Source organism: Novosphingobium sp. (assembly GCF_027531025.1).
In the GTDB taxonomy this organism is placed as follows: Bacteria; Pseudomonadota; Alphaproteobacteria; order Sphingomonadales; family Sphingomonadaceae; genus Novosphingobium.
In genome coordinates this window covers 359116-383325 of the sequence record NZ_JAPZQX010000004.1, presented here as the reverse complement: position 1 = coordinate 383325, position 24210 = coordinate 359116, and the positions used below count along the sequence as shown (strand labels likewise).

Genomic DNA, 24210 nt, shown 5'->3' with positions numbered 1-24210 from the left:
TATGGGATACCCGGCATCTGTTATGCAAAATGCATCCATCGTTGAGATTGGCCGATTTGCGGGCTTTATCGTGGTTCGCCAGCTGGCTTGGAGATACCCATGATTCGCACATCACACTGGATTGCTCCAATCGGATTGCTGGCCGCCGCCTCGGGAATCGCGTTCGCGGCGTCGACCGGCATGCAGGAGCATGAGGTCCAGAAGATGGTCGCAAGCTGCGCCGTCTGCCATGGCAGCAAGGGCGAAGGCATTGAGGCCAGATCCGCACCGCGGCTTGCCGGGCTCGATGCCGCCTACCTGGAATCGCAGCTCAACCATTTTGCGGCGGGCGCGCGCGGGACGCAGCCGGGTGACCCGTTCGGCCCGCAGATGTACGTGATTGCCCAATCACTTGGTCCGGAAGAACGCAAGCGCGCAGCGGCCTTTTACAGCAAGCGATCGGCATCGGCACCACATGCGACAATCGCCAAAAGCGCTGCCCAAGCGCGCGGAGTCCAGGCCTATGACGGCTGCGCTGCGTGTCACGGCGCGGACGGCATGGGCAATGCTGACATTGGTGCGCCGCGGCTGGCGGGCCAGGCCGACTGGTATATCCTAGCCAGCCTCAAGGCTTACCGGGCTGGCGGGCGCGGCTATGACCCGGCGGACATGGCCGGGCAGCAAATGAAGCAGGCCGCAACAGCTCTGGCAGATGAAGATCTGGCGCCGGTTTCGGCCTATGCTAGCGCACTAGGCAGCAATTGACCGGGCGCCGAACAGGCAGCCATTGGTATACCGCGTGACGACAAGTTCAACAGGTGTGTCGAAGCGGGTTTCAGGATCGCCGAGCCATTCCGCAATCAGCCGAACACCTTCATCCAGATCGACTATCGCCCGGGTATAGGGGCCATCTCGCATCAGTGCTGGCGGGCCGGCATGGACGGTGGTGAGTGCATAAAGCGTGCCCCTGCCGCTGGCTTCGATCCAAAGCGTTTCAGATCCCGGACATTCGGCACAAATGCTGCCGGGGGGGAAACGCAGAGCGGTGCAAGCGGTGCACTGCTGAAGCAGGAACCGGCCTTCACCAAGCGCCTGCCAGAATTGCCGGGTGAAGTGGCCACTGCGCGGTACCGACGGCAAGTCAACGTTAATGTTGATGATCGGAAGTGTCATTTCGGGCCCTCAAGCACATGGATCAGGGCAGCATTGTAGTTTCCGGATTCGCAACAGTGCATGGCCAACCGGGCACCTTCGACCTGCCGCGCGCCACAACGGCCAAGCAATTGTTCGCGCAGCTCAAACAATCCATATAGCCCGGTCAGCGCCGGAGGGTGGCCGCGCGACAGGCAGCCGCCCGAGGTGTTGATCGGGATCCGCCCGCCAAGCGAGGTTGCGCCAGCTATTGCGTCCAGCGCGCCTCGGCCTCGCTCACAGAATCCGATAGCTTCGCTGACCAGGACTTCGGTGATCGTGCAAGGCGCATAAAGTTCCGCAAGGTCGATATCGCCCAGGCTCACTCCCGCGGTATCCAACGCCGCGCGGGCGGCCTGTCGGGCGGCCGGAAAGGCGGTCATATCGTGGGGTTTTCCGCCGATTTGGTGATAGCCCTCGTGATGATAGCCGCGGCCTTCCACGGTCACATAGGGCTTGCCACTGGCGCGGGCCGCCTCTTCGCTGGCCAGCACCAGGCAGATTGCTCCGTCGGCTACCGATGGCACTTCGAACAAACCAAGCGGGGAAACAATCATCCGCTGGGCCAGAACCTCTTCCAGCGTCAATTCCTTGCGAAACTGGGCCAGTTCGTTGGCCATTGCATGCCTGCGGCTTTTTACCGCGATCTGGGCGATCTGCTCTCGCGTTATTCCGGTTTCGTGCATGTAGCGCGCGGCATCGAAGGCATACCAGCTGATCGGGGTAAGCCCGAACGGCGATTGAAAATCGACATCGCCCACCGCGCGCAGGCTGTGCTCCATGACCACCGGCAAGGGGGCATTGGTCTGGTACGAGATGCCCAAGGCCAGAGCCGTTTCAGCGCGGCCTAAAGCGACGTCGGCCAGCGCCTGATCGAAGGCAAGTCCGCCCGAAACCCCCAGCGCGCTGACCTCAGACACCGAGCCATTGCAACGCAGCCCAAGCCGCGCGGCCATATAGGTCGAAAACCCAAGCTGGCGGGTTGAAGGGCTGGGCGTGACGAAGGCCGCTGTATCGACGGCGCTGCGATCCAGCCCCGCTTCGGCGAGTGCCGCGATCACCAGCGGCCCAAGCACATCGAGCTCGAACAGGGCGTCATCGTCTTGGTCGCTGGGCGCCCACCTGCCCACCGGGCTGGCCGCGGCGCCGACAATCGCAACTTTTCGCGGCGCGTTCATTCAGGCAGCGATTTCGCCAAACAGGGTCTGGCGCAGCTTGTGCTTCTTGACCTTGCCCGAATCCTCGCGCGGGAACGTGTCGCAGATGCGGATGATCCGCGGCACCTTGTACGACGAGATCCGTTCCTTGAGGAAAGCCTGCACCGCACCCTCGCCAATCTCTGCGCCTTCGCTTGGCTGGACCGCAGCCACGAGCTGCTCGCCGAATTCGGGGTGCGGCACACCAAACACCGCGCAATCGCTCACCCCAGGCATGCCGATCAGCGCTTGCTCGACCTCAGCCGGGTAAATGTTCACTCCTCCGGAAATGACCATGTCGGTCTTGCGATCGGAAATGAACAGGAAGCCGTCCTCGTTGAGATAGCCAATATCCCCGGTCGCTACGAAATCGCCATGGCGCAGTTCGGCCGTCTTCTGCTCGGCACGGTGGTAGGCCACATGGCCGGTTGTTTCGGAATGAACGAAAATCTCACCGGGCTCGCCAGGATCACATTGGCTGCCGTCATCGCGGCGGGTCTGGATCGTGACCCCCGGAGCCGGATGGCCAACACTGCCAGGGTAGCGCAGCCAGTCTTCGCTGTTCGAGATCGCAATGAAGCCAGTCTCGGTCATTGCGTAGTATTCGTGGATTACCGGACCCCACCATTCGATCATTGCGCGCTTCACATCGGGTGGGCACGGTGCCGCGCCGTGAACAACATGGCGCAGGCTGGAGAAGTCGAAACGGCGCTTGTCGTCATCGCCGAGTGCCAGCAGGCGGACGAACATCGTTGGCACCATGTGCAGGTTGGTAATTCGGTACTTTTCAATCAGCTCGAGCAATTCAAGCGGGTTGAATTTCGATTGCAGTACCAGCAACCCACCTTCACCGACGACCTGCATGGCGTAAGCATTGGGTGCGCTGTGATAAAGTGGTCCGGTCATCACCGAGCGAACTTCACCGCTGCCAATGCCAAACGAAACCGCCGCGCGGTGCATAACCGCTTTCACCGCATCGGGCGAAATCGGCAAACGCTTGACCCCTTTGGGCTGCCCGGTCGTGCCCGAGGTGTAGAACATCGGCCCAGTCACCTGCATGCTTGGCCGGTCCCAGGCCTCATGCCCCTCGATCCAGTCGCCCCAGATCGGGAGGGCATTTGATAGGCGGGTTGGGCGCGAAGCATCGTATTGGCCGGACACTTCAGGCGGAGTTTCGACCACGACCAGTTCGCGTCCGGCGCAGACCGAGATCAGCGCCTCATCGACCAGATCGGCATGGGCGATCACGAGTTTGGCCTCGCAATCGTTCAGGATGTAGTCGATTTCATCGGCCGTCATGTGCCAGTTGAGCGGCACCGTGACTGCTCCAAGCACCGAGGCTGCCATCGTTGCTTCAAAGAAGGCGATGTCATTGCGCAAAAGCAGGGCGACCCGATCGCCCTGCCAGATGCCGGCCTCGTGCAGCGCCGATGCAGCCTTTGCGGTGCGTCGACGTAGTTCATCGAGTGATGCATGGCGATCACCGCTGATAATCCCGTCAAGTGCCTTGTGGGCCATGCTTGTTACTCCGAATTCGGTACCGATCAGGCGTTCACGTCAACCACGACCCGGCCGCGAATCTTGCCATCGATGATGTCGCTGGCCAGGCGCGGAACCTCGCTCATCGGCTCGACCGAATAGATGCTGGCCAGGCGGGCCTTGTCGACCAACTGCGCTAAGCGGTTCCAGGCACGCTGCCGCCGCGCTTGGGATGCCATCACCGAGTCAATCCCGCGCAAGGTCACGCCGCGCAAGATGAAGGGCATGACCGAGGTTGGCAGGCCAGTCCCCCCGGCTAGCCCGCATGCCGCAACGATGCCTTCATAGCGCGTTTGCGCCAGCGCGGTTGCCAGCACCTCGGCTCCGACGCTGTCAACCACTGCCGCCCAGGTTTCGGCTTCAAGCGGCTTGGCTGCGCGCGCCAGTTCTTCGCGGCCGATCAGCCTTGAAGCGCCGAGATCCAGCAGGAAGCCCTCGTTCTCTTGCGTCCGGCCGCTTGCGGCGACGACATCATAGCCCAAGGCCGCCAGCAGCATGACCGCAACCGAGCCGACCCCGCCAGAGGCACCCGTGACCAGAACCGGGCCGTCGCCCGGTTTGGTCCCATGGTCCTCGATCGCCAATACGCAGAGCATCGATGTGTAGCCGGCAGTGCCGATGGCCATGGCCTCCTCGGCCGACAAGCCGTCGGGAATCCGAACCAGCCACTCGGGCTTCATGCGCGCAAACTGGCTATAGCCGCCCCAGTACTTCTCTGACAGCCCGAAGCCGTTGACCAGCACCCGGTCGCCCTTCTGCCAGGCCGGATCCGACGATTCCTCAACCGTGCCCGCCAGATCGATGCCCGCAACCATCGGCAGGCTGCGCGCGATCCGGCCCTTTCCCGAAACGGCAAGGCCATCCTTGTAGTTCAGAGTTGAATGCGAAACGCGAACCAGAACCGCTTCATCCGGCAACTGCTCGGTTGAAAGCTGGGTCAAGCCAGCCCGCGGCTTGCCGTCGACATCTTCGATCAGGATTGCGTTGAATTTTTCCGCCACTGGCGAGCCCTCTTCATAATCGTGTCCAGTCTGTTGCATAGGCCCACCTCAGCGGTCCCGCTTATGGTGTTGCGGCGAAGTGCTTTGCAATTTGCGCGCACTACCGTGCTGCTGCCTGCCTTGCGGTTTTGGGGGTTACGCCGAAATGGCGGCGGAAAGCAGTCGTGAAGTTGCTGGAGTATTCATACCCGACCTCGAAAGCGATTTCGGTGATCGATTCCTCGGTCGTTTCAAGCAAGGTCTTGGCATGTTCCATCTTGAGGCGCTGCGAATAGTTGAAGATCGTTTCCCCTACCTGTTGCTTGAACAGATGCATCAGTTTGGCTTCGTTCACGCCCACTTCGCGGGCCAGTTGGGTAATCGATGGGGGGTCAAGAAAGTGATCGTCGAGCGATTTGCGGACAATAGCAACCCGCTCTGTATCACGTTGGCCCAGTGGCACGAACCCGCGCTCAAGCCTGTCCTCGCATTCGCTTAAGGCAACCAGCGAAAGCAGCAACAATTCCAGCGCCTTGGCCTCAACAAAAACCCGGCGAAAATCGTGCTCGAACTCGTTTTCAACCAACGCCTTGACCGCGGATGCCATTTGCACGTTGAGCGCGGTGCTGGCGAAGATCGGCTGTCCGGTTTCGCCTTCAAGGCAAGTCTTCAGAATCTTGGGCATCTTGTCGCCCGAATCGTGAAAGCGTTTCAGAATGAATTCAGGCTGGCAGCAAATCGTCACCGATTGTTCGTGCTCGCCCGAGAAGAACCGTTCGGTCTTGGCGATCCCGTCCGGGCTAAGCAGCAGGATTAGGGTTTGCTGGTGCACGGTCATCGGCTCTTCGCCTTCAACTTCGATGCTGCTGCTTCCCAACAGGCGAAAGTGGAAATTCAGGGCATTTTGGCTAGTGCGGCGCTGCAATGCGTCTTCAAGGTGAGTGATATCGCCGATCACCACCGTGAAACCGTCTTCAATATCGGTAATCTCGCGAAAGCCCTCGGCTGCCCATGCGGTCGGTTTCAGCCGCAAGCCGTATTCGGGGCGCCAAGGCTGCACCAGATCAGGATCATAGTCGCGCGAAAGGGCATCCGGGCGGCCCGACCAGAGTCTCAATTTTGGTTCAATCGTGTAGGGATTTCCCAAGCTGCCTTGACCTCCCCGGAGCTGGCTGTGCCGCCAAGGCTATCCCTTTCTTGCGATGGGCGCCAGCATTGCTCGTCAGGTCCAGCCGCAATGAAGGCAAATGCAAAGCGTTTTTGGTGTTTTCGAATAATCGGCTTGCACGCAATGCGCCTAAGCAGGAGCCTGAGAAGCATATGTGCGCATAAAGCGATGCAAGACGGGACGGATATGAAGCGGACAAGCAGTGAAGAGTGGGATTTCATTGTTGTCGGCGCGGGTTCGTCCGGCGCGGTGATCGCCGCGCGCCTGTCCGAAGATCCCAAATGCCGCGTGCTGCTGCTTGAAGCGGGGCGCGATCACCGACACCCGTTCGTCAGCGTTCCAGCTTTCATGATGTTCTCGTTCCCGCGGCCTGACATGAACTGGCACTATTTTGCCAAGCCTGATGCGTCGCGAGGCGGGCGTATCGACATGTGGCCCGCCGGCAAGATGCTTGGTGGCGGCAGTTCACTCAACGGCATGATGTTCGTGCGCGGCCACGCCTATGACTACGATCTCTGGGCGCAATCGGGCAATCGCGGCTGGAGCCATGACGATGTGCTGCCCTATTTTCGGCGACTCGAGTCCAGCGATACCGGGGCGAATGACCAACGCGGCGGAAGCGGTCCGCTGTCGGTCGAACAGCCCCGCTCGCCCCACCCGCTGGTTGGTCCGTTCATTGCCGCTTTCGACGAGCTCGGCCATGGCCGATCGGATGATCTCAATGGCGCAAAGCGTGAAGGCGCGGGAATATGCCAGGCATCGCAGCGACGCGGCGCGCGTCACAGTACGGCGGCGGCCTATCTTGACCCTGCCCGCGGCCGGGCCAATCTGTCGATTCGAACCGGCGCCATGGTTGAACGGATAGAAATCGAGAACGGCCGGGCCAGCGGTGTTCGCTACAACACTGGGGGGGTGGGCCATACGGCAAAGGCTGCACGCGGGGTGATCCTGAGTGCCGGCGCTATCGCATCGCCCAAACTGCTGATGCTGTCAGGGATTGGGCCCACAAAGACGCTCAGCCAGCATGGCATTACCACAATTGTCGACAACCCAGCCGTGGGTGCCGACTTGATGGAGCATTCAGGCGCAACGGTCGAGTTCGAAGTTACGATCCCGACGCTGACCAGTGATCAGGGCCCCATCCGCTCGCCGATCCACGCGCTCAACTATGTTCTGAACCGGAAGGGACCGCTCAGCACACCAATCGGGCATGCCCAGGCCTTTGTCCGCACCGAAGACGGGCTTGCAGCTCCCGACATTCAGATCATCCTTTCGCCGTCTGCCCATGAAATTGTCGCTGGCAAGGCGAAACGCATTTCACGGCCGCAAATGGCACTGGCAGTGGGTCTGTGTCGGCCTTTGTCGCGCGGATCGATCACGATCAATTCCGCCAACCCAGCTGATCCGCCGGTCATTGATCATCAGTTGTTTGCGGAGGACGCCGATGTTGCGCGTTTGAGTGCTGGCCTCAGGATCGCCTTAGACGTGCTCAAGGCCCCGTCCCTGGCACCGTTTGTTTCGCGCATCGTCTCACCTGCGGACACGAGCGATGCCGGGCTTGCCCAATATATTCGTGAAGCCGGGTTCTTGATGTACCACCCCAGCGGCACCTGCAAGATGGCCCCGGGGGCCGACGGCGTCGTCGACTCCCGTTTGCGGGTTAAAGGTCTCGACGGACTTTGGGTTGCGGATGCCTCGATCATCCCGGCAATCCCGGCCGGCAACATCAATGCCACCTGTATCATGATCGGTGAAAAAGCGGCGGACATGATCCGCGAGGATAGCCAAGCAAGGAGTGAAGCCGCGTGAGCGATAGAATCGACCTGACACCCTTGATCGACGGGCAGCGCATTGACCCGGCCTCGCAGCGGATCATTGCGCAGATTGACCCGGCGAGCGGAAAGAAATCAGGCGAGTTTGCTGCGGCCGGGACTGAAGCGGTTGATCGGGCGGTCCTGTCCTCGCGCAGGGCGTTTGACGGGGTATGGAGCGCGCTGCCGCCGGTAGCCCGGGCCGGGATGCTCAAATCCTTGGCTGGTCTGATCGAAGCCAATGCGCCACGGATTGCGGCGGCCGATTGCCGCGACATGGGCAAGCCGATGGGTGCCGGGATGTTCGAGGCCGGCATGGTCGCCGCCGGGTTCACCCGCTATTACGGCGAAGCGGTTGACAAATGGCCGCGCGGGGCGGTTCCCGCGACCGATGCTGGTGCTTTTGAGATGCAGGTTCGCCGGCCGCGCGGCGTGATCGGCGCGATCATTCCGTGGAATTTCCCGGCAATCAACCTGATGATGAAAATCGCGCCGATGCTGGCGGCGGGCAATACCGTGGTGGTCAAACCGTCGGAGTTGTCGCCCGGCTCAGCTTCGATCATTGCCGAGTTGGCCATGGAAGCGGGGCTGCCGCCCGGCGTGCTCAATTTGGTGCAGGGCGACGGTGCTACCGGCGATGCTCTTGTCCGCCATGGCGGCATCGACATGGTGGCCTTCACCGGTTCGACCGCAACCGGCAAGGCGATCATGCGGGCAGTGGGCGAAAGCACGCTCAAGCCGGTGCTGCTGGAATGCGGTGGCAAATCCCCGGAAGTGGTCTTTGCCGACATGGCCGGGCAGGATCTGGATGCGATTGCCGCGGCAATCCTGGGTGGTGCGATGCAGAACCAGGGGCAGATCTGTGTCGCGCGTTCGCGTTTGTATGTAGAGGCACCGATCTATGACGCGCTTGTGAGCCGCATCGTGACCATGGCCAAGGCGACCAAGGCGGGCGATCCTTCAAATCCCGAAACACGCTTCGGGCCGCTGGCCAGTGCCCGGCAAAAGGACATCGTCGAAGGCTTCATTGCCGAAGCCGAGGCTCAGGGTGGTGAAATTTTATGCGATGGCCGCGGCGCACTGGCCGAGACCGGCGGCTTCTATGTCGAACCAACGATTATCGGCCAGACCGACAGTTCGGCCCGGATTGTCCAGCAGGAGATCTTCGGCCCGGTTCTGGCCGTGTCCCGCTTTTCAGGCGAAGACGAGGCAGTTCGCTTGGCCAACTGCACGCCCTATGGCCTTGCTGCGACGGTGTGGACCCGCGATCTTGGCCGGGCGCACCGCATGGCCGATCGGATCGATGCCGGTATGACCAAAATCATGACCGCACCGGTGCAGCGTATGGGCGCGGGCTTTTCGCACAGTGCGGAGGCCGCCAAACAGTCCGGGTTTGGTATCGAAGGCGGCTTTGGGGCGCTGGACAGCTATTCGCGGCTCCAGGCTGTCGAATTCCACTACGGCGACACGCCATGAAGCTGAACTGCCTCTCCCCGCATATTGGCGCAGAGATCTCCGGGATCGACCTTTCCGCCGATCTGGATGACGAAACGTCGAGGGAACTTCGGCAGGCACTTTGTGAGTATCAGGTGCTGGTAATTCGCGGCCAGCCACTGAGCGCCGATCGGCAGGTCAAACTTGCCCGGGCCTTTGGTGAGCCGATGCCCGATTCACACCCTAAGTTCGGCTGCGCGGATAGAAACCGCGTGGTGGCGCTGGTGATCAACGACCGCGACAACCCGCCTGACATCAACGTCTGGCACACCGACACCACCTTCAAGGATCCACCGGCAGGCGTCTGCGTCCTGCACTGCGTCGAGACCCCACCGGGCGGCGGCGGCAATACGATCTGGGCAAGCATGACCGCCGCATATGAGGCGCTGAGCGAGCCGATGAAGCGCTTTCTCGAGCCACTTACCGCCTACCACCAGCTTCCACTCGATGGCCGCCCGCCCGAACTGATTGCCACGGTAATGGGCAAGGAAATCGCTGCAATTCACCCGATCATCCGCTGGATACCAGAGATCGAAAAGCCCTCGTTGTTCGTCAATCGGATATATACCCAGCGGATTGAGGGTCTCACAGCCGCTGAAAGCGAGGCGGTGCTGCAGGGCCTGTTCGCCGTTGCTGAAAGCCCCGACCGCCAGGTCCGCTTAAGCTGGAATGCTGGCGATACTGTGATCTGGGACAATCGCTCGACCCAGCACTATGCCGTGGCCGATTATTGGCCAGAGACCCGCGTGATGCACCGGGTCGCCGTCAAAGGCGAAAGCGTCATTCCCTATTCCCCGCAGCAAAGGGCCACCGCATGACCAAGCAAGAACAAGCACGTCTGTGGCCTTTGCTCGCCTATTCCGGACCGATGATCGCCATGTCGATCGTCAACTTGCTGCTGATCGCTTACGTCCCCAACTTCTATGCCGCCGAGATCGGCATCAGCATTGCCACTGTGGGTGCGATCTTCATGGCGGCGCGGGCCTTCGATGCGGTGATCGATCCGATTATCGGCAACTGGTCTGACCGCACGCGCGGGAAATGGGGTCGGCGCAAGCCCTGGATCGCTTTTGGCGTTCCGGCTTTCATGGTCATGACCTGGGCATTTTTTCAGCCACCGGCAGACGTTGGTATGACCTATCTGATGGTCGCGGCGCTGCTCTTCTATGTGACCTATGCGATCGTGATCATTCCCTACATGTCGTGGGGAGCGGAAATCCGGCGCGACTATGAGGGGCGCACACAGATCAATTCGCTCAGGGAAGCTGGCGGCATTCTCGGCACCATCCTGGCGACGCTCTTGCCGGTGCTGGTGCTGCCGCTATTTGTCGAGGGCGATCCCACATTACGCCAGATTTTGGCGCTGCTGGCGCTGACGATCATCGTTGTCCTGGCGATCACCGTGCCGATCGCCCTGCGCTCTGCGCCGCAAGGCGAATTCGAACCGCACCCTCCGCTGGGGCTGTTCGCGGCGCTTGGGCTGCTGCGCAAGAACAAGCCTCTGCTGCGCATGCTGGTCGCGATCTTCGTGGTCTGGCTAGGCGGCGCCTTCCATAATTCGACCATCCTGTTCTATGTCACTGAAGGGCTGGGGTTGGGCCGGGCCGATTTCCTCTGGCTGATCCTTGCGCAATATCTGATGGCTTTGATCTCGCTGCCGGCGTGGAACAAACTGGCCAACCGGCTTGGACGGCACCGGGTTCTGGTGTTGGGCGCAATGGGCTATTTTCTGGCGCACCAGGGCTTTCACTTCGTGCCCCAGGGCGGGTTTGCCGGAGCCATTGCAGTTTACATTATGGCTGGCTTCATGACCCCGGTGATCTGGGTGATGCCGCCCGCGATCATCGCCGACACGGTCGACTACGGGATGCTCAAAGGCGGCAGCGACGATTCCGCGTTGTACCTCGCGCTCTATGCTTTCGTACAAAAGATGGCGCTGGCAATCGGGGTCGGTCTGGCACTGACGCTGGCCGGAAATCTTGGCTTCGACCCGCAGGCGCCGGTGACCCCGCAAGGAGTTGAGGCGCTCAGGCTGGTCACCTTGATCCTGCCCGGAATCATTGCCTTGGCAGGATGCCTGCTGATCTGGAACTATCCCATCACCCAAAAGCGTCACGCGATTATTCGCAAATGGTTGGCCCGCCGGGCTGGAGGACATCAATAATGAGCAAGATCGCTCCATATATCGCCGCCGCAGTCCAATGGACCCCCTGCGTCCATGATCCCAAGGCCGGCGCGCAAAAGGCCGCGCAGGCAATTGCCGAGGCTGCGCGCCAGGGCGCCAGGTTAGTCGTCTTTCCCGAGACGTTCCTGCAAGGCTATCCCTATTTCTCCGGCCTGCCCGGCGCCTCGCCGGAATTCCAGGCCTGGTTGCACGCGCTGCACGCGGGCGCAATCGACCGGAACAGCGATGCCTTGCAACCGGTCATGGATGCAGCCGCCAAACACGGCGCGCATGTGGTGATCAGCGCCAACGAAAAGGCCGGCGGCACAATCTACAATACCCAGTTCGACATCGGTCCTGACGGCAGTCTGCTGGGCAGCCACCGCAAGATGATGCCGACCCTGCAGGAGCGCCTGGTCTGGGGCCAGGGCGATGGCTCGGATCTGACGGTTTACGATACGCCGCTCGGCAAGATTGGCGGACTGCTCTGCTTCGAACATCATATGGCCCCGGCACGCTACGCCCTGAACGGGCTGGGTATCCAGGTTCATGCCGCGCAATGGCCCGGCTTTCCCTTCATCACCGACATCATCGACGCTGCAAACCGGCAGATCGCGTTCGAGAACGGCTGCTTCGTGATTTCTGCGCGCGAGGTGATGGCGCAGGACCGGATCATGCCGGGCATGCCCGAAAGCAATTGCGATCCGATGCAATATGCGATGAACGGCGGCAGCGCGATCATCGGCCCGGACGGGCAGTATCTAGCCGAGCCTGTTTTCGGCGAGGAAACGATCGTGACCGCTGAGATTGATCTGGAGCGGATAGTCCGGACCAAGGCCTGGTTTGACGGAACCGGCCATTATTCCCGTCCGGATATCTTCCAGTTGCGTTGGGATCGACGGCCCAAGCCACCGGTGGACATGATTGGATGACGGTAACTACGCGGCCTTTTGCACGCGACTTTTCGCAAAGCCGTGATCGGTTCCTGACGGCGGCAAGCCGCGCTGGCGCGAGAATCACGAGTATCGCGCACCCATTGAAGGGAAGTGCAGGAGAAAATCTGGCTACCGATGTGGCGCGGATAGGGCCGGACGATGCCGATCATCTGGTCGTGCTGGTAACCGGGGTGCACGGCGTCGAGCACTATGCCGGATCAGCCTGCGTGTGTGATTGGCTTGAGCGCGGCGGTGCGGTTTCCCTGCCAGACGGCATGGCAATGGTGGTGATCCATGCGATCAATCCCTGGGGGGCGTCCTACTGCCGGCGCTATACCGAGGACAATGTCGATCTCGCCCGCAATTTTCTCGATCCTTCAGAGCCGATGCCCGAGAATCCGGCATATGAAGTGCTGCATGACGATCTGATGGGACTTGCAGCAGGTGAGGCCGCCGGTGTCGTCAGTCGGCTTTACGAGAAACTGGGAGAGCGCGAAGCTATCGAAAGCCTGATGGGCGGCCAATACCGCCATCCGGAAGGATTTTCATTTGGCGGACATCAGCCAACCTGGGCACATCAGACAGTCAAGACTATTCTGCTGGACCAAGCTCGCGCGGCCAAGCAAGTTTGCATCGTTGAGTTTCATTCCGGCCTTGGTCCGTGGGGAGAGGTGATCCCGGTCTCCATGCACCAAGGTGCTGACCTCGACCGAGTGAAGCGCTACTTTGGCGACAATATCATTGCGCCGCGCGCCGAAAAGGGATCGCATAGCGCCTCGGGCCACACTACCGATGGCTATGTTCAGGTTCTGGAGGATCGCAACCTGACCTCGATCGTGGTTGAGTTCGGGACCTATCCCGCCGTCACATCCTTGCCCGTCCTGCTCGAAGACCACCGCGTTCACGCCAATGGCCTGGCGCAGACCGAAGCTGGCCGGGCAGTCGCCCTGGCCAACCTTGAGATGCATTGCCCGCAGGACAGCGACTGGCAGGAACTGGTGCTGCTGCGCGGCGCGCAAATCATCGATGCTGCGATCAGAGGGCTTAGCCAATGCAACTAGACCAGATTCCCTCGATCGATGATGCGCGCGGGGCGGCCGCCGCGATTGCCGGTTTCATCAACCAGACGCCGGTGCATCGCTGGCAAGGCCGAATGCTGGCAGAACGTCTGGGACCTGATACCCAGGTTATGCTCAAGCTTGAGCTGTTCCAGCGTGCCGGAAGCTTCAAGGCGCGCGGCGCATTGCTTGGGATTCTGGCGCTTGATGACGCTGCGCGCGGACGCGGGGTGACCGCGGTCAGCGCCGGAAACCATGCCATCGCCGTCTCTTATGCGGCGCAGGCCCTGGGCGTTGATGCCAAGGTGGTGATGCAGTCCTCGGCCAATCCGGCCAGGGTCGCTGCGGCCCGGGCTTACGGCGCCGAGGTGATCATCGGCGGGGATGGCCCGGCCTGCTTCGCCCTTGCGGAATCGATCGTTGCCGAGGAAGGACGCACCTTCATCCATCCGTTCGACGGGCATAACGTCACCCTGGGCACGGCCACGCTGGGCCTTGAGATCTGCGAGCAAACCGGACCGCTCGATGCGCTGATAATCCCGGTTGGCGGCGGCGGGTTGGCAAGCGGAGTGGCGCTGGTGGCCAAACAACTGATGCCGGACTGCAAGGTCTATGGGGTCGAGCCCGAAGGCGCCGACAGTATGAGCCGCAGCTTTGCCGCTGGTGAACCGCAGCGGCTGGACAAGGTACAGACCATTGCCGACAGTCTGGGGCCGCCGATGGCGCTGCCCTACAGCTTTGGCATTTGCCGCGCCAATATCGACCACCTGCTGACGGTCAGCGACGATGCGATCCGGTCTGCGATGCGGCTCTTGTTCGACGAGATGAAGCTGGCGGTCGAACCGGCGGCTGCGGCCGGGACAGCGGCACTGGTCGGGCCCTTGCGCGATGAACTGGCCGGCAAGCGGGTCGGGATCATTGTCTGCGGGACCAATATCGATCCCAAGACCCACGCCGACCTGCTGCGCGAAAAGGATTCCTGATGTCCTCACAGCTGCGGATCATCGATGGCGCCACGATCCGCCGGTTGGCGCCGCCCGACAAGCTGATCGGCTGGATGCGCGAGGCGATGATTGCCGTCAGCCGCCGCGAAGTCGAACTGCCGCTGCGTCGCGCTCTGGTCTTGCCCGGCGATATGGGCGCGGTCGGGATGATGCCCGGTTATGTCGGCGCAGAGGTCAATTCGGCCGGGGTCAAGCTGGTCAGTCTGGTCCCGCCGGCCCGGCGGAAGGGATCCAGCCATCTTGGCCTGATGGTGCTTTACGATGCCGATGGATTGGTGCCCGAAGCGATCCTGTGCGGCGGCACCGTCACCGCCGTGCGGACATCGGCGGCAACCGCCAATGCCACGGACCTGCTGGCCCGCAAGGATGCGCGCAAACTGGCGATCCTGGGCACGGGCGAGCAGGCCGCGGCGCATATCGATGCTTTGCGCGCCGTGCGAGCGATCGATGATCTGCGTATCTGGGGCATCAATAAGGACAATGCCGAGCGCCTCGCCCGCGAGAAAGGCGGACGCGCCTGCAGGACGGTCGATGAAACTCTGGATGGAGCCGATATTGTCTGCACCCTTACCGCCGCCAGCGAGCCGATCCTGTTCGGCCGCCAGCTTGCCCCGGGCATGCACGTCAATCTGGTGGGATCAAGCTTTCCCGACAAGCGCGAAGCCGACGACGAGGTCGTCACCAGAAGCCGCTTTTTCATCGACTATCTGCCTTCAACCATGGATCAGGCAGGCGAATTCCTGCATGCCCGTGCGGCTGGTTTGGTTGGCGATGACCATATTCAGGGCGAGATCGGGGCTGTGGCCACCGGGGAGATTGCCGGACGCCAATCCGATCACGAGATCACGGTCTACAAGTCACTCGGCGTGGCCGCCCAAGATATCGTGACCGCGCGGCGCATTTTCGAACTGGCGCGCGTCGCCGATCTCGGGACACTTGCAAGCGTATGACGTCCACGGCCCGGCGATCAATCCGGCATAGCTAATCGCGCACATGCAATAATTCTTGGCCGTGACTTTCTGGCAGACCCATGCTCGGGAGATTGGCGGCTGCGATGGTCAGGATTGAACAAGTCGAGGTGGTGATCGCGGACATTCCGACGATCCGTCCGCACGTCCTGGCAATGGCGACCATGCACAGCCAGGCAGTAGTGCTTGTCTTCTTGCGGCGTAGCGACGGCATCGTGGGTGTGGGCGAAGCGACCACCATTGGCGGGCTCGCCTATGGCGAGGAAAGCCCCGAAAGCATCAAGATCAACATCGAAACTTACTTCGCGCCGATCCTGAAGAGCTGCGATGCTGATGATGCGGCATCCTGCATGGCGCTGCTTTCGCGCCACATCGTCGGCAATCGCTTTGCCAAGTGCGCGGTCGAGACCGCGCTGCTCGATGGATTGGGTCAGGCACGCGGACTGCCGGTTTCCGAGCTGCTGGGCGGGCGACGGATCGATCGGCTTGAAGTGGCCTGGACGCTGGCCAGCGGTGATACAGCGACCGACATCGAGGAAGGTGAGCGTGTGCTGGAAGCGCGTCGTCACCGCCATTTCAAGCTTAAGATCGGCAAGCGCGATGTTGCAGCTGACTGCGCGCATGTCGGCGCGATCGCGCGGGCCTTTGAAGGGCGGGCCTCGGTTCGGGTCGATGTCAATCAGGCCTGGACACGTCATCAGGCGGAGCAAGGTGCCGCATTGCTGCAGGACTCAGGTGTCGTGTTGATTGAGCAGCCCCTGGGCAAGGCGGACTTCGAAGGCATGGCCGAGCTTGCCGACAGACACGATATCGCGATCATGGTCGATGAAGCGCTGACCGGCCCTGACAGCGCGCGCCAGCTGGCCAAGGCACGGGCAGGCGATGCTTTCTCACTCAAGATCACGCAGTCGGGCGGGCTTGTGCCGACCGGTGAGGTCGCCGCAATTGCCCAAGCAGCGGGAATTGCGCTTTACGGCGGCACCATGCTCGAAGGCGGGATCGGGACCGCGGCATCCGCGCAGCTATTTGCCTGTCTGCCCGACTTTGTCTGGCACACTGAATTGTTCGGCCCGCTGCTGATGGTCGAGGAAATTCTGGCCGAGCCGCTGGTCTACCGGGACTTCGGCCTGATCGTTCCCCAGGGCCCGGGCTTGGGAGTCAGCGTCGATCGTTCCAAGCTTGATCGTTTTCGGCGTCACTAAGGAGAATTTGCGATGTTGTTCATGGTGGAAATGGACCTCGATGTTCCCTGGGACATCGACAAGACGGTGTTCGATGACATGAAGGCGCGCGAAAAGGCACGCTCGCACGAGCTACAGCGCGCCGGCAAGTGGCCGCATATCTGGCGGGTTGCCGGGCGCTACGCCAATGTCAGCATTTTCGATGTCGAGAGCGCGGGCGAGCTTCACGACATCATGATGAGCCTGCCGCTCTATCCCTTCATGACCGTGAAGGTAACGGCGCTTTGCCGCCACCCATCCGACATCAACCAAGACGATTGACCCAGGAGCGTCACGATGACCGATATTGTCAAATCAGCAACCGTCCAATCCCTGCTCGATCGCGCCAGCGGCCTGACCGAAGCGGGCGGTGATCCGCGTCTGAAAGCGATCACCCGCGATCTGCTCGAAGCGATCATGATGGCTATCGAAAAGTACGACATCAGCGAGGGCGAATTCTGGCAGGCGCTGATGTTCCTGCAGGAAGGCGCCGGCGAATTCGGCCTGATCGCGCCGGGTGTAGGGATCGAACACTTCATCGATCTGCATATGGACGCCAAGGATGCCGAAGCCGGGATCAGTGGCGGAACGCCGCGCACCATTGAAGGTCCGCTCTACGTGGCAGGCGCTCCGCTAGTCGATGGCGACCTGACGAAGACCAACGACGTCAACCTTACCAATGACCCCGATGACACCGAAACGCTGACCATGTCGGGCCGGATCACCGGCCCCGGTGGCGAAGCGGTTAAGGATGCGGTGCTGCACGTCTGGCACGCCAACTCGAAAGGGTTCTACTCGCACTTCGATCCGACCGGAGAGCAGAGCGCGTTCAACAACCGGCGGCGGATCAAGCTCGGCGCGGACGGCCGCTTTGCCTTCAGCTCGAAAATGCCGCGCGGCTACAGCTGTCCTCCGGGTGGCGCCACGGACCGGCTGATGAAGGCACTCGGCCGGCATGGTGATCGCCCTGCCCACGTCCACTTCTTTATCGAAGCGCCCGGTTATCGGACGCTGACCACCCAGATCAACTTCGGCGATGACCCCCACGCGCACGATGACTTCGCGTTCGGCACGCGCGAGGGGCTTTTGCCGGTTCCGGACCGCAGCGGTGGCAATCCCGCAATCGTGTTCGATTTCGAGCTACAGCAGGCGCGATCCGATGCCGATCAGGCGTTCTCGGCGCGCCCGCGCACCGAAGCCTGAGGCCGGCGCGTGCAAAAGGTCTATCCTTCTCCAGCCGCAGCGCTCGAAGGCATCCTGTTTGACGGCATGACGATCATGTCGGGCGGCTTCGGGCTTTCCGGTAACCCTGAAAGCCTGATCCCCGAAATCAAGGCAAGCGGGGTGGCGGGCCTGACGGTCATCTCGAACAATGCCGGGGCGGATGGGTTCGGGCTGTGGATGCTGCTCCAGACCCGGCAGATCGCCAAGATGATCAGCTCCTATGTCGGCGATAACAAGTTGTTCGAGCAGCAGTACCTCTCGGGCGAGCTTGAGCTTGAGCTCAATCCCCAGGGCACGCTGGCTGAACGAATCCGCGCCGGAGGGGCTGGAATTCCGGCGTTCTACACCAAGACCGGCGTCGGCACCGTCGTAGCCGAAGGTAAGCCTGTGGAAGCATTCGAGGGTGAGGACTATGTCCGCGAAACCTGGCTGCGCGCGGACCTGTCGCTGGTCAAAGCCTGGCGGGCGGACACGGCCGGAAACCTGATGTTCCGCAAAACCGCGCGCAATTTCAACGCGCCGATGGCGACCGCCGGCAAGATCACCGTGGTCGAGGCCGAGGAGATCGTCGAGCCGGGCACGCTCGATCCCGACGCGATCCATATCCCGGGTATTTATGTTGACCGGATCGTTAAAAGTACGATCAACGAGAAACGCATCGAGAAGCTGACCACGAGGCCGCGCGAATGAGCAAACCGCACCACATCGCTATGGATGACGGCTGCCGCATCGCCTGCGATTATCAGCCGCGCGCTGGCGCACCGGTGCTGGTCCTCTCACCCTCGCTTGGTACGTCGATGGCGCTGTTCGATGCCCAGGTCGCGGCGCTGTCTGATCGCTATTCGATCCTGCGCTATGATCCGCGCGGACATGGCGGATCGGACGTGCCGGAGGGCAGCTATTCGCTGGACCGACTGGGGCGCGATGTTCTTGGTCTGATAGACGCACTGGAAATTGAGCGAGCACATTTTGCCGGGGTGTCGCTGGGCGGCATGACCGGGCAGTGGCTGGGATACCGCGCGCCCGAGCGCCTGCTTAGCCTGACCCTGGCCAACACCTCGGCCTATATGGGCCCGCCGTCGGGCTGGGCAGATCGGATCGCGGCAGTGCTGGACAAGGGCATGGAAGCGATGGTCGCCCCGGTGCTTGAACGCTGGTTCACCGCCGGGTTCCGCGCGGCATGCCCCACCGATGTTAGCAGGGTAGCGGCTATGCTGCTTTCAACCGCGCCGCAGGGCTATGCCGGATGCAGCGCTGCCATTCGCGACATGGACCTGCGCCCCACCGCGCCGCTGATTGCTGTACCTAGCTTGGTTATTGCTGGAAACCAGGATCCAGCGACACCGCCCGAACACGCCGAATTTCTGGTCTCGGCGATACCTGACGCCAGGCTGGTCTCGCTTGAGGCCGCGCACCTCAGCAATGTCGAACAGGCCGCGCTTTTCAATCGCACGCTGCGCGATTTTCTGGAGCGGCGATGACCCAACTGCGGCAGGACTTTCTCGATGGCATGAGCTTCGTTGCCGCGACAGTGAATGTCGTTGCCACCGATGGTCCAGCCGGGCGCGCCGGGGTTACAGTTTCGGCCATGTCGTCGGTGTCGGCGGATACCGACAAACCTGTCCTGCTGGTCTGCGTCAACGACAACAGCTCCGGTGCCGCGCCGATCATCGCCAACGGGGTTTTCACAGTGAACATCCTGCGGGACGATCAGGCCTTCGTCTCGGATACATTCGCCGGACGCTATGGCGACAAGGGGGAGGACAAATTCCTCTGTGCCAGATGGGAGCGCGGCGCGACTGGATCTCCGGTTTTACGCGGCGCGCTGGCCAGCTTCGACTGTCGGCTTGTGGAAGACCGCGTCGTCGGGCAGCATCATGTGTTGTTCGGTGAAGTGCAGCAGGTTCATTTGGCTGAACAGGGCCGGGCACTGGTCTATGCCAACCGGTCCTATTCGGCGGCATTCCGCTTGCCACCTGCCCCGAACCAGCGCGGCGAAGCGGCGGGGCAAAGCCTGTGCGTCGCCTGCCTTTCTAGTTTTGCTGCCGTGCATCTGCCGGGTCTGCTGGTCCGTCTGCGCGAGGCCCATCCCGAACTGCAGATCGAGGTGATCGAAGGCGACCAGGCGCAGGTCGCCCATTTCGTCGAAACAGGAACCGCGGCGCTGGGCCTTCTCTATGATCGTGCCGTACCCCCAACGCTGGAAGTCGAGCTCCTCACGCTCCAGCAGCCCTATGCGCTGTTCGCGGCCGATGACCCGCAGGCACAATCAGAAACGCTGAGCCTGAACCAACTTGCCGCCGATCCGCTCATCCTGCTCGATCAACCACTCAGCCGTGACTATGTGACCGGTATGTTCGGCGACTGTGGGCTTGAACCCAATGTGGTGATGCGCCCCTCTTCCATCGAACTGGTGCGCAGTCTGGTGGCCAACGGCCTGGGCTATTCCGTGCTGGTAACCCGGCCTGCGGGCGACCTGAGCTATGATGGCAAGCAGTTGGTAGTACGGCCCTTGTCCGGCAACCATGCGCCCATTTCGATCGCCTTGGCCCGCCCCAAGGATAGCCCGTTAACGCAAGAGGCAGCGGCCTTCACCGCCGCCTGCAGCGCTTATTTCGGTGCACTGCAACCATGCTGAGAATGTTTCAGCGCACGGGCATGTCGGCGCTGCAATTGCGGGTGATTGCGCTGTGTATCTGCATCAACATGCTCGATGGCTTCGACATTCTCGCCATGGCCTATACCGCGCCGGCTGTCGGGAAAGCCTGGGTGCTCTCGCCCGAGCGGCTGGGTTTGTTATTCAGCCTGGGACTGGGCGGGATGATGGCCGGATCACTCCTGATCGCACCGCTGGCCGATCGCTATGGCCGGCGCCCGGTCATTTTGGCTTGCCTGGCAATTGCCACCCTGTCGATGTGCGCGGCGGCTTTGTCGGCCGGGCTGGTAGCGCTTGGTGCTGCGCGGGTGGTGACCGGCCTGGCCATCGGAGCAATCCTGCCTTGCATCAACACCATGGTCGCCGAATATGCAGCGCCGCGCTCACGGGCCATGGCGGTCGCTCTGATGCAGGCGGGCTTTGCGATTGGCGCTTCGGCTGGCGGATTTCTGGCGGTTTGGCTGTTGGCCCAGTTCGGCTGGCCGGCGGTGTTTCTGGCCGGAGCCCTGTTGACACTGGCGCTGTTTCCCGCGGTCTTTCTCGGCATGCCTGAATCGCTGGCGTTTCTGGCCAGCCAACCGGAGCGAGAGGCTGAACATACTGCGCTGCTGGCGCGGTTGGGCGAGATTGCCGATGAAGCAAGGTGCCCGGCATCGCCTGGCCCCGCCAAGTCGGCGCGCACCGCGGCGTTGATCAAAGTTCGGACACCGCTGGCCTTGATCGCGGCGAGCTTCTTTGCCTGCGTCATGACCTTCTATTTCCTGACCAGCTGGATTCCCAAGATCCTGGCCGATGCCGGAACAGGCGAAGGAACAGCGGTTTCAGCGGGCGCTTTGCTGACTTCGGGCGGGATCATCGCGGCACTGGCGCTGGGCTGGCTGTCCTACCGGCGTTCGCTGATTCCGATTGTGGCTGTGGTGACTGTAGCCTCTGCTGCCTTGACGCTGGTCTTCGGACGCCTTCCGCCCGACGGTGCGATCTTGCTGCCGATGGCTTTCCTGCTCGGACTGGCGATCAATGCCACCCAGATCGGGATCTACGCCATGATCCCCGGCCTGTTCCCGACCGCGATCAGGGCCAGCGCAACCGGGATTGCGATTGGTGTGGGCCGGCTGGGTTCGGTGCTGGGTCCATGGCTGGCGGGTGGGCTGCTGGCAGCCGGCTGGTCTGTTGCAGCCCTATTTACTGCCATGGCCATGCCATATCTTGTGGCCGCAATGCTGATGCTGCGGCTGCGCCGCTGGGAGCGGCATTAGCATCCGCCGAAAATTGGCGGCGCATAGGCCCTAGCCAAGATCGAACAATCGCATTCTGCGCTTCGGTTATATGAAAGTGCCATGACCGCCATGTCCCACACCGCGATTCTTGTGCGCGCCTTTCCGCCTAGCCCAGGAAAGGTGCCTGTCGCGGTCAAGGATTGCCTCGACATGGCGGGCGAGGTGACCACCAGCGGATCGCGGGCGCTCGCCGGGGCAGAACCCGCCATTGAGGACGCCGAAGTTGTCAGACGCCTGACTGCGGCGGGCTGCGCCATCGCCGGGCGCGCCAACATGCACGAGCTGGCCTACGGGGTAACCGGGCTCAACAGCTGGACCGGAACGCCCATCAATCCCCGCTATCCGCAGCTTATGCCCGGCGGCTCGTCCAGCGGCTCGGCTGTGGCCGTAGCTGCGGGACTGGTCGATTTCGCGATCGGCACCGATACCGGCGGCTCGATCCGGGTTCCGGCTACTTGCTGCGCGGTCGTGGGGCTCAAACCCAGCTTTGGCCGGGTCAGCCGCAAGGGCGCTCATCCGGCGGTGAGCAGCCTTGATTGTGTCGGACCCTTTGCGCGCGATGTTGCCGCGATCGAACGCGCGATGGCGATCATTGCTCCTGATTGGAACCCAGTCGCGGCCAGTCCGACCGAGCCCCGCGCGGCATGGTTTTCGCCGGACGGCGAAGCCGCGATCCTGGCCCACGTCCGCGCCCAGGCGGCCGCATGCTTCTCGCTCGTGGATATCGATCTCCCCCTTTTCAATCAGGCCTCGGATGCTGGCCTGACCATCATCGGCCGTGAAACCTGGAATGCCTGCGGTCATTTGACCGAAACCGGGCTGGTCGGTCGCGATGTGCATGACCGCCTGCTGATGTCAGCCAAGATCACGGACGCGCAGCTCGCCGACGCCGAAGCGGTGCGCCAGTCATTCGCTGCTGCGGTCGACACTCTGCTTGAAATTTTCGACGCGATTGCGCTGCCGGCCATGACCCATTCCGTACCCAGCCTGCTGGAAATCGCCAGCACTGCTGCGCCCAAGCCGATCACCTTGGCCTGCCGACCGTTCAATCTCTCGGGCCATCCCGCGATTGCCTTGCCGGTCGGCGAGGTCGATGGCCGACCCGTTTCCCTGCAGCTGGTCGGGCGACGCGGAGAGGATGAGAAGCTCTGCGCGCTTGCGCGGCAAGTGCCGATTTTCAGCAAAGGAGAAGCGTAATGGACGTTGCTCAATCGAGATCGGCCGAGCCCTTCGCGATCGCGCCGATGCTGGCCGAGATCCGCCAGCGCCGCCGTGAACTCCACAAGCTAGGGCATATCCCGCAGGACCTGGTCGCACAGTTTCAGGCGCTGGGGATCTATCGCGCATTCGTTCCCGAGCAGTTCGGCGGCGGCGGAATGGATGCCGCGACCTTTCTTCGGCTGATCGAGACGATCTCGGCCGCAGACGGATCGGCCGGCTGGGTGGCAAGCTTTGGCTTTGCCACCAAGTACCTCTCGTCATTGCCGGCGAACACTTTGGCAGAGATCTACGGCGAGAGTCCCGACGTGGTATTTGCCGGTGCAGTGTTCCCGCCGCAGACTGCCATCGCCGAAAGCGGTGGATATCGGGTCAAGGGTCGCTGGGGTTTCGGCTCAGGTTCGATGGGGGCCTCGCTGATCGGGGTCGGCATCAAGACCGAAGGAGAAGGCGGCGGCCTGCCCCGAATGGCAGTGATGCCGCGCGACAAGGTCAAGATCGAGGAAAACTGGGACGTCATGGGCATGTTTGCCACCGGCAGCCACGATCTGGTTGTCGATGATGTGCTGGTTCCCGAACATTACACCCTGATCCGTGGGGCCCCGCCGTCGATCGATACACCCGCCTATCGTTACCCAACCATGGCCATGGCCGCGCAGGTTCTGGCCATTGTCGGCGCTGGCGTTGCGCGCGAGGCAATCGACGAACTGATCCGCATGGGGACCAAACAGTCGATCACCGGTGCTCCGTTGATGGCGGAGCGGCCCGGCGTGCAGATCGCGCTGGCCCAGATGGAAGCCCAGCTCTGCTCTGCGCGGGCCTGGTTCTACGAGGAGACCGAACGGGTCTGGGCCTTGGCTGCCAGCGGCGTAGAGATAACCAAGCTCGATGCCGCGCGACTGCGGCTTGTGTCCACGCATATCGCCAAGACCGGCGCCGATGTCACCCGCCGGGCGTTCGAGATGTCGGGCACGACTGGTATTTTCAATGCGCACCCACTCTCGCGTCTGCTGATGGACGCGCTGGTCGTGGCGCAGCATGCCTTCATGAACGACGGTACCTGGCAATCGGGCGGCGCGGCGCTGCTCGGGCTGAACACGCCGCCGGGCTACCCATGAGAGGAATGAG

General features: G+C 62.1%; 23 protein-coding genes. 18 read left to right on the top strand and 5 right to left on the bottom strand.

Going from position 1 to position 24210, the window contains the following annotated elements; genetic code table 11:
• The first annotated feature begins 135 nt into the window (after positions 1–135).
• Positions 136–744, top strand: a complete 609-nt coding sequence (locus O9281_RS08390; RefSeq protein ID WP_298184536.1) for a c-type cytochrome — start codon at positions 136–138, stop codon at positions 742–744.
• Here the strand turns inward: O9281_RS08390 and O9281_RS08385 are convergent.
• From O9281_RS08385 to O9281_RS08365, 5 genes are all read right to left on the bottom strand, one after another.
• Entirely contained in the window at positions 730–1152 is a 423-nt protein-coding gene (locus tag O9281_RS08385; RefSeq protein ID WP_298184535.1) for an OB-fold domain-containing protein, read from the bottom strand. The two genes, O9281_RS08390 and O9281_RS08385, sit on opposite strands and share 15 nt — an antisense overlap.
• Positions 1149–2348 (bottom strand): thiolase family protein, encoded by a 1200-nt coding sequence (locus O9281_RS08380; protein ID WP_298184534.1) that lies wholly within the window; start codon positions 2346–2348, stop codon positions 1149–1151. The genes O9281_RS08385 and O9281_RS08380 overlap by 4 nt, the downstream gene beginning before the upstream one ends.
• On the bottom strand, positions 2349–3884 hold the full coding sequence (locus O9281_RS08375) for an AMP-binding protein (RefSeq protein ID WP_298184533.1): 1536 nt from the start codon (positions 3882–3884) through the stop codon (positions 2349–2351).
• A gap of 26 nt (positions 3885–3910) precedes the next feature.
• Complete coding sequence (locus O9281_RS08370; RefSeq protein ID WP_298184532.1) at positions 3911–4945, bottom strand: MDR family oxidoreductase; 1035 nt, start codon at positions 4943–4945, stop codon at positions 3911–3913.
• 61 nt (positions 4946–5006) lie between these two features.
• Positions 5007–6032 (bottom strand): helix-turn-helix transcriptional regulator, encoded by a 1026-nt coding sequence (locus tag O9281_RS08365; RefSeq protein WP_298184530.1) that lies wholly within the window; start codon positions 6030–6032, stop codon positions 5007–5009.
• Between the two features lie 207 nt (positions 6033–6239).
• Here O9281_RS08365 and O9281_RS08360 point away from each other — a divergent pair, with 207 nt between their 5' ends.
• The 17 genes from O9281_RS08360 (at position 6240) to O9281_RS08280 (ending at position 24200) form a co-directional block, all read left to right on the top strand.
• Positions 6240–7862: a GMC family oxidoreductase gene (locus O9281_RS08360; RefSeq protein WP_298184529.1), complete on the top strand. Its 1623-nt coding sequence runs from the start codon at positions 6240–6242 to the stop codon at positions 7860–7862.
• Entirely contained in the window at positions 7859–9340 is a 1482-nt protein-coding gene (locus O9281_RS08355; RefSeq protein WP_298184528.1) for an aldehyde dehydrogenase family protein, read from the top strand. The genes O9281_RS08360 and O9281_RS08355 overlap by 4 nt, the downstream gene beginning before the upstream one ends.
• Positions 9337–10176 (top strand): TauD/TfdA family dioxygenase, encoded by an 840-nt coding sequence (locus tag O9281_RS08350; RefSeq protein WP_298184527.1) that lies wholly within the window; start codon positions 9337–9339, stop codon positions 10174–10176. The genes O9281_RS08355 and O9281_RS08350 overlap by 4 nt, the downstream gene beginning before the upstream one ends.
• Positions 10173–11522, top strand: coding sequence for an MFS transporter (locus tag O9281_RS08345; protein ID WP_298184525.1), 1350 nt, complete (start codon positions 10173–10175; stop codon positions 11520–11522). The genes O9281_RS08350 and O9281_RS08345 overlap by 4 nt, the downstream gene beginning before the upstream one ends.
• Positions 11432–12454 carry a carbon-nitrogen hydrolase family protein gene (locus O9281_RS08340; RefSeq protein ID WP_088308483.1) on the top strand — a complete coding sequence of 341 codons (1023 nt, stop codon included), beginning with the start codon at positions 11432–11434 and terminating at the stop codon, positions 12452–12454. Before O9281_RS08345 ends, O9281_RS08340 begins: the two co-directional genes overlap by 91 nt.
• Complete coding sequence (locus O9281_RS08335; RefSeq protein ID WP_298184519.1) at positions 12451–13518, top strand: DUF2817 domain-containing protein; 1068 nt, start codon at positions 12451–12453, stop codon at positions 13516–13518. Before O9281_RS08340 ends, O9281_RS08335 begins: the two co-directional genes overlap by 4 nt.
• On the top strand, positions 13509–14498 hold the full coding sequence (locus O9281_RS08330) for a threonine/serine dehydratase (protein ID WP_298184517.1): 990 nt from the start codon (positions 13509–13511) through the stop codon (positions 14496–14498). Before O9281_RS08335 ends, O9281_RS08330 begins: the two co-directional genes overlap by 10 nt.
• 74 nt (positions 14499–14572) lie before the next feature.
• The gene (locus tag O9281_RS08325) at positions 14573–15469 is read left to right on the top strand and encodes an ornithine cyclodeaminase family protein (protein ID WP_298184515.1); all 897 of its coding nucleotides are present in this window, start codon (positions 14573–14575) and stop codon (positions 15467–15469) included.
• Positions 15470–15573: 104 nt separating this feature from the next.
• Positions 15574–16689, top strand: coding sequence for a muconate/chloromuconate family cycloisomerase (locus tag O9281_RS08320; RefSeq protein WP_298184513.1), 1116 nt, complete (start codon positions 15574–15576; stop codon positions 16687–16689).
• A 12-nt stretch (positions 16690–16701) separates the two neighbouring features.
• Positions 16702–16989 carry a muconolactone Delta-isomerase gene (gene catC / locus O9281_RS08315; RefSeq protein WP_298184511.1) on the top strand — a complete coding sequence of 96 codons (288 nt, stop codon included), beginning with the start codon at positions 16702–16704 and terminating at the stop codon, positions 16987–16989.
• Between the two features lie 15 nt (positions 16990–17004).
• A complete protein-coding gene (locus O9281_RS08310; RefSeq protein ID WP_298184509.1) occupies positions 17005–17910 on the top strand; it encodes a dioxygenase in 906 nt (301 codons plus the stop codon).
• A 9-nt stretch (positions 17911–17919) separates the two neighbouring features.
• Positions 17920–18621 carry a CoA transferase subunit A gene (locus tag O9281_RS08305; RefSeq protein ID WP_298184507.1) on the top strand — a complete coding sequence of 234 codons (702 nt, stop codon included), beginning with the start codon at positions 17920–17922 and terminating at the stop codon, positions 18619–18621.
• A 20-nt stretch (positions 18622–18641) separates the two neighbouring features.
• Positions 18642–19412 carry a 3-oxoadipate enol-lactonase gene (gene pcaD, locus O9281_RS08300; RefSeq protein ID WP_363321442.1) on the top strand — a complete coding sequence of 257 codons (771 nt, stop codon included), beginning with the start codon at positions 18642–18644 and terminating at the stop codon, positions 19410–19412.
• Positions 19409–20569 (top strand): LysR substrate-binding domain-containing protein, encoded by a 1161-nt coding sequence (locus O9281_RS08295; protein WP_298184503.1) that lies wholly within the window; start codon positions 19409–19411, stop codon positions 20567–20569. Before pcaD ends, O9281_RS08295 begins: the two co-directional genes overlap by 4 nt.
• Complete coding sequence (locus tag O9281_RS08290) at positions 20563–21843, top strand: MFS transporter (RefSeq protein ID WP_298184502.1); 1281 nt, start codon at positions 20563–20565, stop codon at positions 21841–21843. Before O9281_RS08295 ends, O9281_RS08290 begins: the two co-directional genes overlap by 7 nt.
• Before the next feature lie 81 nt (positions 21844–21924).
• The gene (locus O9281_RS08285) at positions 21925–23061 is read left to right on the top strand and encodes an amidase (protein ID WP_298184501.1); all 1137 of its coding nucleotides are present in this window, start codon (positions 21925–21927) and stop codon (positions 23059–23061) included.
• Positions 23061–24200, top strand: coding sequence for an acyl-CoA dehydrogenase family protein (locus tag O9281_RS08280; RefSeq protein ID WP_298184500.1), 1140 nt, complete (start codon positions 23061–23063; stop codon positions 24198–24200). The genes O9281_RS08285 and O9281_RS08280 overlap by 1 nt, the downstream gene beginning before the upstream one ends.
• Positions 24201–24210: the final 10 nt, after the last annotated feature.

What these genes read in the sequence shown, in the direction of transcription:
- O9281_RS08385 (WP_298184535.1), bottom strand. Translation starts at nt 1,152, where the DNA reads ATGACACTTCCGATCATCAACATTAACGTTGACTTGCCGTCGGTACCG.
- O9281_RS08380 (WP_298184534.1), bottom strand. Translation starts at nt 2,348, where the DNA reads ATGAACGCGCCGCGAAAAGTTGCGATTGTCGGCGCCGCGGCCAGCCCG.
- O9281_RS08375 (WP_298184533.1), bottom strand. Translation starts at nt 3,884, where the DNA reads ATGGCCCACAAGGCACTTGACGGGATTATCAGCGGTGATCGCCATGCA.
- O9281_RS08370 (WP_298184532.1), bottom strand. Translation starts at nt 4,945, where the DNA reads ATGCAACAGACTGGACACGATTATGAAGAGGGCTCGCCAGTGGCGGAA.
- O9281_RS08360 (WP_298184529.1), top strand. Translation starts at nt 6,240, where the DNA reads ATGAAGCGGACAAGCAGTGAAGAGTGGGATTTCATTGTTGTCGGCGCG.
- O9281_RS08350 (WP_298184527.1), top strand. Translation starts at nt 9,337, where the DNA reads ATGAAGCTGAACTGCCTCTCCCCGCATATTGGCGCAGAGATCTCCGGG.
- O9281_RS08345 (WP_298184525.1), top strand. Translation starts at nt 10,173, where the DNA reads ATGACCAAGCAAGAACAAGCACGTCTGTGGCCTTTGCTCGCCTATTCC.
- O9281_RS08340 (WP_088308483.1), top strand. Translation starts at nt 11,432, where the DNA reads ATGCCTGCTGATCTGGAACTATCCCATCACCCAAAAGCGTCACGCGAT.
- O9281_RS08335 (WP_298184519.1), top strand. Translation starts at nt 12,451, where the DNA reads ATGACGGTAACTACGCGGCCTTTTGCACGCGACTTTTCGCAAAGCCGT.
- O9281_RS08330 (WP_298184517.1), top strand. Translation starts at nt 13,509, where the DNA reads ATGCAACTAGACCAGATTCCCTCGATCGATGATGCGCGCGGGGCGGCC.
- O9281_RS08325 (WP_298184515.1), top strand. Translation starts at nt 14,573, where the DNA reads ATGCGCGAGGCGATGATTGCCGTCAGCCGCCGCGAAGTCGAACTGCCG.
- O9281_RS08320 (WP_298184513.1), top strand. Translation starts at nt 15,574, where the DNA reads ATGGTCAGGATTGAACAAGTCGAGGTGGTGATCGCGGACATTCCGACG.
- catC (WP_298184511.1), top strand. Translation starts at nt 16,702, where the DNA reads ATGTTGTTCATGGTGGAAATGGACCTCGATGTTCCCTGGGACATCGAC.
- O9281_RS08310 (WP_298184509.1), top strand. Translation starts at nt 17,005, where the DNA reads ATGACCGATATTGTCAAATCAGCAACCGTCCAATCCCTGCTCGATCGC.
- pcaD (WP_363321442.1), top strand. Translation starts at nt 18,642, where the DNA reads ATGGATGACGGCTGCCGCATCGCCTGCGATTATCAGCCGCGCGCTGGC.
- O9281_RS08295 (WP_298184503.1), top strand. Translation starts at nt 19,409, where the DNA reads ATGACCCAACTGCGGCAGGACTTTCTCGATGGCATGAGCTTCGTTGCC.
- O9281_RS08290 (WP_298184502.1), top strand. Translation starts at nt 20,563, where the DNA reads ATGCTGAGAATGTTTCAGCGCACGGGCATGTCGGCGCTGCAATTGCGG.
- O9281_RS08285 (WP_298184501.1), top strand. Translation starts at nt 21,925, where the DNA reads ATGACCGCCATGTCCCACACCGCGATTCTTGTGCGCGCCTTTCCGCCT.
- O9281_RS08280 (WP_298184500.1), top strand. Translation starts at nt 23,061, where the DNA reads ATGGACGTTGCTCAATCGAGATCGGCCGAGCCCTTCGCGATCGCGCCG.